Origin of the sequence: Streptomyces sp. Y2F8-2 (assembly GCF_014905555.1) — a bacterium.
Classification (GTDB): domain Bacteria; phylum Actinomycetota; class Actinomycetes; order Streptomycetales; family Streptomycetaceae; genus Streptomyces; species Streptomyces cynarae.
This window is the reverse complement of sequence record NZ_BNGS01000003.1, coordinates 247,952-260,498: the sequence shown is the minus strand read 5'-3', so window position 1 is coordinate 260,498 and position 12,547 is coordinate 247,952. Positions and strand designations below refer to the sequence as shown.

Here is a 12,547-nt window from a genome sequence, read left to right as displayed (position 1 = left end):
GCACTGCTAAAGGGGCGCTCCCAGATCCACCTGCGCCCAGCGCTCCCCGAACCCCGCGAGCGTCACATGCCGGACCTCGTCCGTCGTGTCGCCCACCGCCCGGTGGATCGTCACGTGCAGACGGTCCTCCGTCAGCTCCTCGACCTTGCCCTCGCCCCACTCCACGACGACCACCGACTCCGGCAGCGAGACGTCGAGGTCGAGGTCCTCCATCTCCTCCAGGCCGCCGCCCAGCCGGTACGCGTCCACGTGGACCAGCGGCGGGCCGTCCCCGAGCGAGGGGTGCACGCGGGCGATGACGAAGGTCGGCGAGGTGACCGCCCCCCGTACCCCCAGGCCCTCGCCGAGCCCGCGGGTCAGCGTGGTCTTGCCCGCGCCCAGCTCGCCGTTCAGCAGCACGAGGTCGCCGGCGCGCAGCAGCTTGGCCAGCCGGCGCCCCAGTTCCTGCATCTGTTCGGGGGAGGTGACGGTGAGCTCGACGGTGACGCCCGGCGTGGGGGCCTCAGCCGGGCTGTGCGGTGCTGGTGCTTCCATAGCCCCCCACGGTAGCCCCTGCGGGGACCGCTCCCGAGCGCATCAGGAGGTCGGCGAGGCGGTCGGTGACGACCTCGGGGTGCTCCAGCATCACCAGGTGCCCGGCGTCCGGGACGAGCACGAGCTCGGCGTCCGGCAGCAGGTCGGCGATCGCCTCGCTGTGCTCGCTGGGGGTGACGAGGTCCTGCACTCCGGCGAGGACGAGCACCGGGAGGTCGGCGAATCGGGCGAGCGCCTCGGTCTTGTCGTGGTCGGTGAAGGCCGGGTAGAACTCGGCGACCACGTCGATCGGCGTGCTCTCGATCATCCGCTCGGCGAACCGGGCGACGGCCGGATCGATGTCCCGGGACGCGAACGAGTACCGCTTGATGATCCCCGCGAACAGGTCGGCGGTGGCCCTGCGCCCCTTCTCCACCAGCTCGGCCTGCTGCCCGAGCGCTCTCAGCACTCCGGGCAGGATGCGGCGTATCGCGTTGACGCCAGCGACGGGCAGTCCGAAGTTGACCTCACCGAGCCGCCCGGACGACGTACCCACGAGGGCGACGCCGACGACCCGGTCGCGGATCAGTTCCGGGTACTGGTCGGCGAGGGCCATGACCGTCATGCCGCCCATGGAGTGGCCGACGAGCACGATCGGCCCCTCGGGCACGGCCGCGTCGATCACGGCCTTCAGGTCGCGTCCGAGCTGGTCTATGGAGACCGGTGTGCCGTCGGCCTGCGCCATGCCCCGCCCGGAGCGGCCGTGGCTGCGCTGGTCCCAGTGCACGGTACGGACGACGCCGCGCAGCGCGGCCCGCTGGAAGTGCCAGGAGTCCTGGTTGAGGCAGTAGCCGTGGCTGAAGACGACGGTGACCGGGGCCGGGGCCTTGCGTCCGAAGAGCCGGCGGCGCCGCTGTGCGGGGATCCTCTCCGCCCGCTCGACGTCGTCGACCTCGTAGTACAGCTCGGTGCCGTCGTCCGCGTACGCCTTGCCGGGGATGCCGCGGAGGGTGCCGTACGGCCCCGCCGAGTCGAGGGCCAGCCGGGCCTTCCTGCGCATACCGCGGCCGACCGTCATCCGCTCGATCGCGACGCCGGCCGCGGCACCCGCCGCGACCACGCCTATCGCGGCGCCGGCGAGACCGGCGAGACGCCAGTTGCCGGCGGCAGCGGCGGTCGCGCCCACGACGGCTCCCGCCGTCTCCGCGCTGCTCTCGCTCACGTCCCGCTCCTTCGTGCCGGGGCCCCCGCTCGTTCAGCCGTACGTCTGCCCCGGCTCACCCGTGTGGATTACCCATCTTGTTCCGCGTTCACCTTTACGTAGACGCGCGGGACGCGGGTTCCGATCCGGGTCACGATTTCGTAAGCGATGGTTCCGGCCGCCTGCGCCCAGTCCTCGGCGGTGGGTTCGCCCCGGTCGCCGGGGCCGAAGAGGACCGCCTCGGTGCCGGGCGGGGGCTCGTCGCCGCCCAGGTCCACCACGAACTGGTCCATGGCGATCCGGCCCGCGACGGTGCGCAGCTTGCCGTCGACCAGGACCGGTCCCGTACCGGAGGCGTGGCGTGGGATGCCGTCCGCGTAGCCGACCGGGACCAGGCCGAGGGTGGTGGCGCCGGGGGTGGTGTACAGATGGCCGTAACTGACGCCGTGGCCGCCGGGAACCTGCTTGACCAGGGCGAGCGAGGCCTTGAGGGTCATCACCGGGCGCAGTCCGAGGTCGGCGGGGGTGCCGAGTTCGGGGCTCGGTGAGATGCCGTACATCGCGATTCCGGTGCGTACGAGGTCGAAGTGGGCCTCGGGCAGGGTCAGCGTGGCGGGCGAGTTGGCGATGTGCCGCACCTCGGGGCGCACGCCCTGCTGCTCGGCGTACGCCACCATCTCGCGGAAGCGGGCCAGTTGGGCCTGGACGGAGGGGTGGCCGGGTTCGTCGGCGCAGGCGAAGTGGGACCACAGGCCGACGACGGTGACCAGGCCGTCGGCCTGGGCGCGCAGGGCCTCGGCGACGAGTTCCGGCCAGTCGCCGGGCTGGCAGCCGTTCCTGCCCAGGCCGGTGTCGGCCTTGAGGTGGACCCGGGCGGGCACGCCCGCGGCGGCGGCCGCCTCGCGCACCTCGTCGAGGGCCCACAGGCCGCTGACGGACACGTCGATGTCGGCCTCGACGGCACGCTGCCAGGGACCGCCGGGGGTCCATAGCCAGCACAGGACGCGGCCTGGCACTCCTGCCTCGCGCAGCGCGAGGGCCTCCTCGGGCGTGGCCGTGCCGAGCCACTCGGCGCCGGCTTCGAGGGCCGCGCGGGCGCACGGAACGGCCCCGTGGCCGTACGCGTCCGACTTCACGACGGCCATCAGGGCCGAGCCGGGCGCGAGGGCGCGCAGGGCACGCACGTTCGCCCGCAGGGCCGCCAGATCGATCTCGGCGCGGGCGCGCAGGGGTGCTGTCTCGATTCGTTCCATCGCGCCCCAGTGTCTCAGAGGGGCCGGACGGCACGGGGACGACGGTACCGGCGGGTAGCGTTCCGGCGGCCGGTGTCCCTCAACCGGGCCTGGTCCGGGCCTGGTCCGGACCAGGCCCGGCCCATGCACGCCATTCGGGCCGGTGCACGCCCAGCCAGGGCCGTCCACGCCCATTCAGGGCTCCCCAGGGCCCATCGGGGCCCACCCGCTCAGCCCCGCACGTCCCGCCACGCCTCGGGGATGGCGCCGGCCACGTCGTGCGCCCCCGCCGGCGCGCCGTCCGCGGCGTAGCGGCCCGCCAGGCCGTGCAGGTACGCCGCCACGCTCGCCGCGTCCCGGGCCGAGAGGCCGGCCGCGAGAAGCGACCCCGCCAGGCCGGACAGCACGTCTCCGCTGCCCGCGGTCGCCAGCCACGGGGTGCCGGTGGCGTTCACGCGTACCGGGCCGCCGTCGGGGTCCGCCACCAGCGTCGTCGAGCCCTTGAGGAGGACGGTCGCCCGGTAGCGGGACGCCAGCTCCCGTACCGCCGCGAGCCGCGCGCCCTCGACCTCCTCGCGCGCCACGCCGAGCAGTGCGGCGGCCTCGCCCGCGTGCGGGGTCATCAGCGTCGGCGCCGTACGGGCGCGTACGGCGTCCCGGTCGGCCAGCCTGAGCCCGTCCGCGTCGACGAGGACGGGTACGTCCGCCTCCAGCACCTCGGCCACGGTCGCCGCGTCGTCGCCCGCGCCCGGACCGACCACCCAGGCCTGCACCCGTCCGGCCCTGGCGGGCCCCCGGTCGGAGATCAGCGTCTCCGGGAAGCGGGCGATCACCGCGCTCCCGGCGGGCCCCACGTACCGCACGGCCCCGGCCCCGCCGCGCAGCGCCCCCGAGACCGCGAGCACGGCCGCTCCGGGATAGCGCGCGGACCCGGCGGCGATGCCGACGACGCCCCGCCGGTACTTGTCGCTCTCGGCCGGCGGCACCGGCAGCAGCGCGGCCACGTCCGCGTGCTGCAACGCCTCCAGCTCGGCCTGCTCGGGCAGTTCGAGCCCGATGTCGACGAGCCGTACGGAACCGGCGTACTCCCGCGCAGGATCGATGAGCAGCGCCGGCTTGTGCGTGCCGAACGTCACGGTGAGATCCGCCCGTACGGCGTCCCCCCGCACCTGTCCGCTGTCGGCCTCGACACCGCTCGGCAGGTCCACGGCGACGACGACCGCGCGCGAGGCGCCGGCGAGCGCGGCGAGCCGTGCGGCGTCGGGCCGGAGCCCGCCCTTGCCGCCGATCCCGACGATCCCGTCGACGACGAGGTCGGCGGCCCGGACCGCCTCCTCGGCGGCGTCAGAGGGGTCCGCCACCGTACCGCCCGCCCTGCGAAGGGCCGCGAGCCCGCCCTGGTGGGTCCTCTCGGGCGACAGCAGTACCGCCGTCACGCCGGCCCCGCGCCGGGCGAGCCGAGCCCCGGCGTACAGGGCGTCGCCGCCGTTGTCCCCGCTGCCGACCAGCAGCACCACCCGGCTGCCGTACACCCGCCCCAGCAACTGGGCGCAGGCCGCGGCCAGTCCGGCGGCGGCGCGCTGCATGAGCGCCCCGTCCGGAAGCCGGGCCATGAGCGCACGCTCGGCCGTCCTCACCGTCTCCACGCTGTACGCAGTACGCATACGGCCGAGTCTCCCCCACCGCGCTCACACCATGACGGAGGGCGCGGGAGTTGTCCGGCCCCGCCCCGAGGGCCGGGATCGCACGCTATCCCTCGGCGACGACCACCGCCGAGGCGACACCCGCGTCGTGGCTGAGCGACACATGCCAGAACTTCACGCCGAGTTCGGCCGCGCGGGCCGCGACCGTGCCCGACACGCGCAGCCGGGGCTGACCGCTGTCCTCGACGTACACCTCGGCGTCGGTCCAGTGCAGCCCGCCCGGCGCGCCGAGCGCCTTGGCCACCGCCTCCTTCGCCGCGAACCGCGCGGCCAGCGAGGCGATCCCGCGCCGCTCACCGCCAGGCAGCAGCAACTCGCGCTCCAGGAAGAGCCGTTCGGCCAGCCCGGGGGTGCGTTCCAGGGCGGCCCGGAAGCGATCGATCTCGGCCACGTCGATGCCGACTCCGATGATGCTCATGCGGGGCACCCTATGCGGCCCCGACCGCTCCTTGGCCATGCGACGAAGGGGCCTGGCCTCGCACGACGACCCTTCGTCAGACGGGGCCCGAGGGCCGGGCGCCGGGTTGGAGGCCGCTGGTTCCGGTTGCGCACCGGCGCCCGACGGGCCACGGATGCCCTCGCAGCAGGAACGTACGCACCTTTTCACCCTTTCCACTCGTATGTGACGACCGAGCGGACGACAGGCCCGTCGGCGGACACACGTCGGCGGACACGCGTAGGGCCCCGGACACGGCCGGGGCCCTACGCGACGCGTCGACGCGCGCCGCTACCAGCGGTACCAGCGACCCCGTCGACCGCCACTCGCCGGGCGGACGACGAAGCCCAGCAGCCACACCGCCAGCACGATGACGGCAAGCCACCACAGCGCCTTCAAGGCGAAGCCCGCACCGAAAAGGACGAGGGCCAGAAGAAGAACCAGAAGCAAGGGAACCATGTTTCATCAACCTCCGGCCGAACGAGTTCCCCGCCGACGGCTCGGCATGCACCGAAGAACTCGGGTTTCCTTCGAGGCCTTCAGTGGAATTCTGATTGGTTCGCCGTGAATCCTCGTGCACGGCACAGCGTATTACTGCGAGGTTTGGGCGTTACGACGGGGGCAATCCGAACGTCACCGAACTCAGTGACGACGTAGGGATGTGACACCCATGGCTGAGAACCAGAAGGCGCAGGCCAAGACTGAGCAGGCCAAGGGCAAGGTCAAGGAGTCCGTCGGCCGCACCGTCGGCAACGAGCGCATGGAGGCCGAGGGCCGAATGGAGCAGGCGCGCGGCGACGCCCGCGAGGCCAAGGAGAAGACCAAGGACGTCTTCCGGCACTGAGCCCCGCTCTCGGCAGGTTCGGGCACTCACACCGAATGGGGTGCCCGGACCTGCCGTTCTTTTTTCTTTTCACCCTCATTGGTTCTCGTCATTGGTTCTCGCTGAATGGTCGCCGAATGGCGCCGAGTTGTCCCGCGGGGGATCAGGAGAGCCAGTCGGTGTAGCGGGTGGGGGCGAGGTGGGCGTCCCTGTCGGTGAGGACGTCGCCCTTGACGACGGCGAACATGCCGGCGGTGGGGTCGGTGACGACGGTGCGGCTGTCACCCTTGTGGGACAGGGTGATCCGGCCCAGCTCGTCCAGGTCGAAGATCTCGGGTCCGGCGATGTTGCGAATGCCGTTCAGCGGGGCGCCCGCGGCCACCTCCGCCACCGCTGCGGCCACGTCCTTCGAGGCGATCGGCTGGATCGGCGTGGCGGGCAGCCGCACAGTGTCGCCTTCTGCGGTCCAGGACATGACGGCGTCCATGAACTCCATGAACTGCGTCGCCCGGACGATCGAGTAGGGGATCGGCCCGGCCGCGAGGATGTTCTCCTGGAGCACCTTGGCCCGGTAGTAGTCCAGCTCCGGCACCTGGTCCACGCCGACGATCGAGAGGATGACGAAGTGGCCGACGCCGCCCTTGCGGGCCGCGGCCAGAAGGTTGTCCATCGAGATCTGGAAGAACGCCGGGGAGGCCTCGTCGAAGGTCGGGGAGTTCGTCAGGTTGACGACGACGTCGGCTCCCGCCACCGCCGCGTCCAGCCCCTGGCCGCTGATGACGTCGACCCCGGTGGACTGCGAGTGCGGTACCGCCTGGTGCCCGGCGGCGTTCAGGTCCTTGACGACCTGTGACCCGATCAACCCGGTGCCCCCGATGACTGCGAACTTCATGACACGCCTTTCGTCGGCTACATGTCCGCAATATGGCATATGAACCCATACCTGGGCGTGCCATGCGCCAAACTCGGACAAGATCTGTCCGGGACTATACACGGACATAATTTGTCCGAGTCAAGCGGTCTGATTAGAGTGGGCGAGTGAAGATGTCCGGCGGAGTCGAGTGGGCCCTGCACTGCTGCGTCGTGCTCACGTCGGTCCAGGAGCCCGTGCCCGCGACCAGGCTGGCGGAGCTGCACGACGTCTCGGCGAGCTATCTGGCCAAGCAGCTGCAGGCGCTCTCCCGGGCCGGGCTCGTGCGCTCGGTGCAGGGCAAGTCGGGCGGCTATGTACTCACCCGGGAACCCGCCTCGATCACGGTGCTCGATGTGGTCCAGGCGGTTGACGGCCCCGGCCAGGCGTTCACCTGCACGGAGATCCGCCGGCGCGGCCCGCTCGCCACTCCGGCCGAGGCGTGCACCGCGCCCTGCCCGATCGCCCGCGCGATGACCGCGGCGGACACGGCCTGGCGGGAAGCCCTGCGCGCGGTCTCGATCGCCGATCTGGTCCAGGACGTCGCCTCGGACTCCGGCCCCTCCGCGCTGGCCCGCATCAGCGCGTGGCTCACCACGCCGGAAGCCTGAAAAACACTGGGCCGGTGAAGCCTGGAGAGGCCGCCTCCTCCCCCGTCCCGCTCGGGCCGTGGACGAGAGAACCCCCGGCTACGTCTCGGATGCCCCGCCGCCCGCGTCGGCGTAGCGCGCGGCCAGTTCGCCGAACGCACGGGTCAGTTGTGGTGGGCCGATGACGCGGATGTCGGTGTCGAAGCGTCCGACAGCGGCGGCAATGCCGGTCCACGACGAGGAGCTCCACCGCATCCGCCGCCTTCGCCGAGGCCCTCAAAACCGAGTCCCCTCGGGACACGGCTCCCTGCTAGCCTGCGCAGGCTCGATCGCGCGCCCTGGGGGGAACAGTCGGCGCGCCGCGCAGTCGAGGTGCATCCGAAAAACGCCAGGGGGGCGGACGCATGAGCAGTACCGGCACGACGTGGGAGCCGGTGACCGATCCGTTCGACGCGCTGCCCGAACTCGCCCCGCTGCGCACCGCCGCACGTGCCGGTGACTGGGCGGCCACGCAGGCCTTTTTCGCCGGGCTCGACTCCGTCGACAAGGTGTCCTTCGCGGTCGGCGTCCTCGCGGACGTCGACGGGACCGAGGAGTACCTGGAGAAGGCCGCCGCGGCGCTGCCCGGCAACCCGCTGCCGGCCACGCTGCTCGCCGAGCGGTACATCCGCGTCGGCTGGGACATCCGCAGCGGCGCCCGTGCCAAGCACGTCTCGCGGGAGCAGTTCGACCAGTTCCACGCCTGGCTGCGCAGGGCCGAGCAGATACTCATCGAGGTGTGCGCGGAGCAGCCCTCGTACGCCCCCGCCTGGACCGCCCGGCTGCTGACGGCTCGTGGGCTGGAGCTGGGGCAGTCGGAGGCCCGGCGCCGCTACGACCGGCTGTCGGTCCATCATCCGCACCACTTCCGCGCCCAGTCGCAGTTGCTGCAACAGCTCTGCCCGAAGTGGGGCGGTTCCTGGGAGGACGCGCACGGCTTCGCCCAGCAGTGCGCGAGCGCGGCGCCGGACGGCTCACACGCCGGGATCCTGGTGGCGGAGGCCCACATCGAACACTGGCTGGAGCTGGACGGGAGCGAGGCGACGGCCTACATGCGCGGCCTGCCCGTCCGCGACGACCTCCGTCACGCGGCCCAGGTGTCCGTGCTGCATACGGACTACCGGCCCGGCTGGCACTGGATCACCGGGCACAGCACCTTCGCCCTGGCCTTCTCGCTCGGCGGCCACCTGGAGGACGCCGCCCCGCACTTCGCCGCTCTGGGCAACACGGCCGCCAAGTCCTCGTGGCAGTACCTGGCCGACTGGAAGAGCCGGTTCGCGAAGTACCGCACGGCCGCGCTGTCGACGCTCTGAGGGGGAGACGGAAGATGACCACGCACGACGCGACCATGAGACCTGAGGCCGCGGACCTCACCGGCCTCCCCCGCCTCACCGACCTGACCGAACTCACCGCTCTCGACGGCCTGGTCGCCCACACCACCGTCCAGGGCATCCCCGTCCTGCACGCCCCGCGTCCCGGCGACATCACCGCCGGCCTCTTCTTCCGCGTGGGCCGTGCCGACGAGACCCTGGCCACGTCCGGCGTCACCCACCTCGTCGAACACCTCGCGCTGCACCGCCTGGGCATGTCCGACGGGCACTACAACGGCGCCACGGCCAACACCTACACCCTCTTCCACGTCACCGGCGGCGAGCACGAGGTCGTCGCCTACCTCAACGACGTCTGCGCGGCCCTGCGCGACCTGCCGCTGGAGCGTCTGGAGACGGAGAAGGAGATCCTCCGCACGGAGGCGGCGGGCCGGGCGAACGGCGTCAACTCCCAGATGCCGCTGTGGCGTTACGGCGCCCAGGGCTACGGCCTGTCCAGCTACGACGAACTGGGCACCTGGGGACTGACGGCCGAGCAGGTAGGGGACTGGGCCGGGACCCGCTTCACCCGGGACAACGCCGTGCTGTGGATCACCGGTGACCGGGTACCGGACGGCCTGGACCTCACCCTGCCCACCGGCCACCGCATCCCGGCACCGGCCGCGTCCAGCGCACTGCCCGTCACGCCCGCCTACATCCGCGGCGACGACGGCCACGTCGTCTTCAACTCCGTACTGCGCCGCTCCACCTCGGCCGCCGTCTTCGCCGACGTCCTGGGCCGCGCCCTCTTCCAGGACCTGCGCCACGAGGGCGGGTACTCGTACACGGCGGAGGCCGACTACAGCCCGCGCGACGCGGACTTCGCCACCCTCACCGCGTACGCCGACGCGTTGCCCAAGAAGCAGGCCGCGGTGGTCGGCGGCTTCGTCGACACGCTCGCCCGCCTCCGCGCCGGCCGTATCGAGCAGGCCGAACTGGACTCCGCGCGCGGCAAGATGCTCAAGCGGTACGACACTCCCGGCCTCGGCGCCGCGCTGCTGCCGTCGTACGCGCTCAGTCTGCTGCTCGGCCACCGCATCCTCTCCCCCGAGCAGCACATGGCCGAGTTGCGGGCGGTCACGGTCGCGGACCTGCGCGAGGTCGCCCGTGAGGCATGGGACGGCGGACTGCTCCAGGTGCCCACCCGGGGAGCCGACTGGGCGGGCTTCGCGCCGGCCCCGCAGTACTCGTCGTCCGCGCTCACCGGTACCCGGCACCCGTCGCTGGAGGACGACGGCGTCACGTTGGTCATCGGCGCCGAGGGTGTGAGCCTGCTGCTGCCGGGCGGCCCGGTCACCGTGCGGTACGACGCATGCGCCGCGATGACCACCCGCCCCGACGGGAGCCGCGTGCTGACCGGCCTCGACGGCTTCCGCGTGGCCGTCGAGCCGACCCTGTTCGAGGGCGTCACGGCCGAGCGTATCGCCGCGCTGGACGCGGCCGTCCCCACCGCCGCGGTCGTCCCGCTGCCGGCCCGTGAACCGGAGCAGATCCCGCAGCCGCGGAAGCGGGAGACCACCGTGCCGACGGGGCAGGGCGGCGACGGCAGGAAGGCGGCGTTCCGGAGGTGGCCCGTCGGCCTGGTCCTCATGGTGGCGCTGGACGTGCTGTTCGGGCTGGGGCTCCTGTTCGCCGTCGTCCGCCTGTCCGACGAGACCCACCCGGCGTGGAGCATCCTGGCCCGAGCGGTCCTGCCGGCCGCGGTGCTGATCCGCTACACCCTCCGGGCGTACCGCCGCGCCAAGCTCCCCCGCGGCTGACCCCCGTGCCGCCCGGGCCCGCGCCGTCCGGGCCCGGGTGCCGGACGCCCCCTACTCCACCGTGACGGACTTCGCCAGGTTCCGCGGCTGGTCCACCTCGTTGCCCCGGGCGGTCGCCAGCTCGCACGCGAAGACCTGCAACGGCACCGTCGCGACCAGCGGCTGGAGCAGGGTAGGGGTCGCCGGGATGCTGATCAGGTGGTCGGCGTACGGGACGACCGCCTCGTCGCCCTCCTCCGCGATCACGATCGTGCGCGCACCCCGCGCCCGGATCTCCTGGATGTTGGAGACGATCTTGTCGTGCAGGACCGAGCGTCCGCGCGGCGAGGGCACCACCACGACCACCGGCAGGTCCTGCTCGATCAGCGCGATCGGCCCGTGCTTCAGCTCCCCCGCGGCGAAGCCCTCGGCGTGCATGTACGCCAGTTCCTTGAGCTTGAGGGCGCCTTCCAGGGCGACCGGGTAGCCGACGTGCCGTCCGAGGAACAGCACCGTGTTCTTGTCGGCGAGGGAACGCGCCAGCCGGCGTACCGGCTCCATGGTCTCCAGGACCCGCTCGACCTCGTCGGAGATCTTCGACAGATCGCGGATGACGACGTGGATCTCGTCGCCCCATTTGGTGCCGCGCACCTGGCCCAGATACAGGGCCACCAGGTAGCAGGCGACGAGCTGCGTCAGGAACGCCTTCGTGGAGGCCACCGCGACTTCCGGCCCCGCGTGCGTGTACAGGACCGCGTCCGACTCCCTGGGAATCGTCGAGCCGTTGGTGTTGCAGATCGCCAGCACCTTGGAGCCCTGCTCGCGGGCGTGCCGCAGGGCCATCAGGGTGTCCATGGTCTCGCCGGACTGGGAGATGGCGATGACCAGGGTGCGCGGGTCGAGGATGGGGTCCCGGTAACGGAACTCGCTGGCCAGTTCGACCTCGCAGGGGATCCGCGTCCAGTGCTCGATGGCGTACTTGGCGATCAGCCCGGCGTGGAAGGCGGTCCCGCAGGCCACGATCACCACCTTGTCGACCTCGCGCAGTTCGGCGGGCGAGATGCGCAGCTCGTCCAGGCGCAGCGAACCAGCCGCGTCGATACGGCCGAGGAGCGTGTCGGCGACCGCCTTGGGCTGCTCGGCGATCTCCTTGAGCATGAAGTAGTCGTAGCCGCCCTTCTCGGCGGCCGAGGCGTCCCAGTCGACGTGGTACGAGTGCACGTCGGCGGGCCGGCCGTCGAAGCCGGTGACCGTGACGCCGTCGCGGCGCAGTTCCACCACCTGGTCCTGGCCCAGCTCGATCGCGGACCGGGTGTGGGCGATGAACGCGGCGACGTCCGAGGCGAGGAAGGCCTCGCCCTCGCCGACGCCCACGACCAGCGGCGAGTTGCGTCGCGCGCCCACCACCACGTCGGGCTCGTCGGCGTGCACCGCGACCAGGGTGAACGCGCCCTCCAGGCGGCGGCACACCAGCCGCATCGACTCCGCGAGGTCCGCGGTCGCGGAGAACTCCTCGGCGAGCAGATGCGCGACGACCTCGGTGTCCGTCTCGGAGGTGAGGGTGTGGCCCCGTTCCTCCAGCTCGGCGCGCAGCAGCGCGAAGTTCTCGATGATCCCGTTGTGGACGACGGCGACACGGCCCGCGTTGTCGAGGTGCGGGTGCGCGTTGGGGTCGTTCGGCGCGCCGTGGGTGGCCCACCGGGTGTGCCCGATACCGGTGGTGCCGGTCGGCAGCGGCCGGTCGACCAGCTCCTTCTCCAGGTTGACCAGCTTCCCGGCCTTCTTCGCGGCGGCCAGCCCGCCGTCCGCGAGCACGGCGACGCCCGCCGAGTCGTAGCCCCGGTACTCCAGCCGCTTCAGCCCGGCCATCACGACGTCGAGTGCCGACTGCGATCCCACGTAACCCACGATTCCGCACATGATCCGCAGCCTACGGTCCGACGCCCGCCGATACCCGCCCTCGCGTGCCCGAAATCGGAAATTCCCACCGGGGT

General features: G+C 72.3%; 13 protein-coding genes. 4 read left to right on the top strand and 9 right to left on the bottom strand.

Annotated elements, in window-relative coordinates; genetic code table 11:
* Positions 1 to 6 precede the first annotated feature (6 nt).
* The 6 genes from tsaE to SY2F82_RS11205 form a co-directional block, all read right to left on the bottom strand.
* Positions 7 to 534: a tRNA (adenosine(37)-N6)-threonylcarbamoyltransferase complex ATPase subunit type 1 TsaE gene (gene tsaE, locus SY2F82_RS11230; protein ID WP_103837516.1), complete on the bottom strand. Its 528-nt coding sequence runs from the start codon at positions 532 to 534 to the stop codon at positions 7 to 9.
* Positions 503 to 1,735, bottom strand: a complete 1,233-nt coding sequence (locus tag SY2F82_RS11225) for an alpha/beta fold hydrolase (RefSeq protein ID WP_200418856.1) — start codon at positions 1,733 to 1,735, stop codon at positions 503 to 505. Before SY2F82_RS11225 ends, tsaE begins: the two co-directional genes overlap by 32 nt.
* Before the next feature lie 68 nt (positions 1,736 to 1,803).
* On the bottom strand, positions 1,804 to 2,967 hold the full coding sequence (alr, locus tag SY2F82_RS11220; RefSeq protein WP_200418855.1) for an alanine racemase: 1,164 nt from the start codon (positions 2,965 to 2,967) through the stop codon (positions 1,804 to 1,806).
* 209 nt (positions 2,968 to 3,176) lie between these two features.
* Positions 3,177 to 4,610, bottom strand: coding sequence for an NAD(P)H-hydrate dehydratase (locus SY2F82_RS11215; protein WP_200418854.1), 1,434 nt, complete (start codon positions 4,608 to 4,610; stop codon positions 3,177 to 3,179).
* A gap of 85 nt (positions 4,611 to 4,695) precedes the next feature.
* The gene (locus SY2F82_RS11210; protein WP_200418853.1) at positions 4,696 to 5,067 is read right to left on the bottom strand and encodes a holo-ACP synthase; all 372 of its coding nucleotides are present in this window, start codon (positions 5,065 to 5,067) and stop codon (positions 4,696 to 4,698) included.
* A 309-nt stretch (positions 5,068 to 5,376) separates the two neighbouring features.
* Complete coding sequence (locus SY2F82_RS11205; RefSeq protein ID WP_200418852.1) at positions 5,377 to 5,544, bottom strand: hydrophobic protein; 168 nt, start codon at positions 5,542 to 5,544, stop codon at positions 5,377 to 5,379.
* Between the two features lie 211 nt (positions 5,545 to 5,755).
* On the opposite strand from SY2F82_RS11205, the gene SY2F82_RS11200 reads away from it, so the two are divergent.
* On the top strand, positions 5,756 to 5,929 hold the full coding sequence (locus SY2F82_RS11200) for a CsbD family protein (RefSeq protein ID WP_200418851.1): 174 nt from the start codon (positions 5,756 to 5,758) through the stop codon (positions 5,927 to 5,929).
* Positions 5,930 to 6,071: 142 nt separating this feature from the next.
* Here the strand turns inward: SY2F82_RS11200 and SY2F82_RS11195 are convergent, their stop codons facing one another.
* On the bottom strand, positions 6,072 to 6,800 hold the full coding sequence (locus SY2F82_RS11195) for an SDR family oxidoreductase (protein WP_200418850.1): 729 nt from the start codon (positions 6,798 to 6,800) through the stop codon (positions 6,072 to 6,074).
* 152 nt (positions 6,801 to 6,952) lie between these two features.
* Here SY2F82_RS11195 and SY2F82_RS11190 point away from each other — a divergent pair, with 152 nt between their 5' ends.
* The gene (locus SY2F82_RS11190) at positions 6,953 to 7,429 is read left to right on the top strand and encodes an Rrf2 family transcriptional regulator (RefSeq protein WP_200419409.1); all 477 of its coding nucleotides are present in this window, start codon (positions 6,953 to 6,955) and stop codon (positions 7,427 to 7,429) included.
* Between the two features lie 78 nt (positions 7,430 to 7,507).
* Here the strand turns inward: SY2F82_RS11190 and SY2F82_RS11185 are convergent, their stop codons facing one another.
* The gene (locus SY2F82_RS11185; protein WP_308437756.1) at positions 7,508 to 7,663 is read right to left on the bottom strand and encodes a hypothetical protein; all 156 of its coding nucleotides are present in this window, start codon (positions 7,661 to 7,663) and stop codon (positions 7,508 to 7,510) included.
* 149 nt (positions 7,664 to 7,812) lie between these two features.
* Here SY2F82_RS11185 and SY2F82_RS11180 point away from each other — a divergent pair, with 149 nt between their 5' ends.
* Positions 7,813 to 8,760 (top strand): hypothetical protein, encoded by a 948-nt coding sequence (locus SY2F82_RS11180; RefSeq protein ID WP_200418849.1) that lies wholly within the window; start codon positions 7,813 to 7,815, stop codon positions 8,758 to 8,760.
* Positions 8,761 to 8,774: 14 nt separating this feature from the next.
* Entirely contained in the window at positions 8,775 to 10,574 is a 1,800-nt protein-coding gene (locus SY2F82_RS11175) for a pitrilysin family protein (RefSeq protein WP_236041345.1), read from the top strand.
* A 51-nt stretch (positions 10,575 to 10,625) separates the two neighbouring features.
* On the opposite strand, the gene glmS is transcribed toward SY2F82_RS11175, so the two are convergent.
* Complete coding sequence (gene glmS / locus SY2F82_RS11170) at positions 10,626 to 12,473, bottom strand: glutamine--fructose-6-phosphate transaminase (isomerizing) (protein WP_200418848.1); 1,848 nt, start codon at positions 12,471 to 12,473, stop codon at positions 10,626 to 10,628.
* Positions 12,474 to 12,547: the final 74 nt, after the last annotated feature.

Coding starts and splice junctions, on each gene's coding strand:
- tsaE (WP_103837516.1), bottom strand. CDS start 534: ATGGAAGCACCAGCACCGCACAGCCCGGCTGAGGCCCCCACGCCGGGC.
- alr (WP_200418855.1), bottom strand. CDS start 2,967: ATGGAACGAATCGAGACAGCACCCCTGCGCGCCCGCGCCGAGATCGAT.
- SY2F82_RS11215 (WP_200418854.1), bottom strand. CDS start 4,610: ATGCGTACTGCGTACAGCGTGGAGACGGTGAGGACGGCCGAGCGTGCG.
- SY2F82_RS11210 (WP_200418853.1), bottom strand. CDS start 5,067: ATGAGCATCATCGGAGTCGGCATCGACGTGGCCGAGATCGATCGCTTC.
- SY2F82_RS11205 (WP_200418852.1), bottom strand. CDS start 5,544: ATGGTTCCCTTGCTTCTGGTTCTTCTTCTGGCCCTCGTCCTTTTCGGT.
- SY2F82_RS11200 (WP_200418851.1), top strand. CDS start 5,756: ATGGCTGAGAACCAGAAGGCGCAGGCCAAGACTGAGCAGGCCAAGGGC.
- SY2F82_RS11195 (WP_200418850.1), bottom strand. CDS start 6,800: ATGAAGTTCGCAGTCATCGGGGGCACCGGGTTGATCGGGTCACAGGTC.
- SY2F82_RS11190 (WP_200419409.1), top strand. CDS start 6,953: ATGTCCGGCGGAGTCGAGTGGGCCCTGCACTGCTGCGTCGTGCTCACG.
- SY2F82_RS11185 (WP_308437756.1), bottom strand. CDS start 7,663: ATGCGGTGGAGCTCCTCGTCGTGGACCGGCATTGCCGCCGCTGTCGGA.
- SY2F82_RS11180 (WP_200418849.1), top strand. CDS start 7,813: ATGAGCAGTACCGGCACGACGTGGGAGCCGGTGACCGATCCGTTCGAC.
- SY2F82_RS11175 (WP_236041345.1), top strand. CDS start 8,775: ATGACCACGCACGACGCGACCATGAGACCTGAGGCCGCGGACCTCACC.
- glmS (WP_200418848.1), bottom strand. CDS start 12,473: ATGTGCGGAATCGTGGGTTACGTGGGATCGCAGTCGGCACTCGACGTC.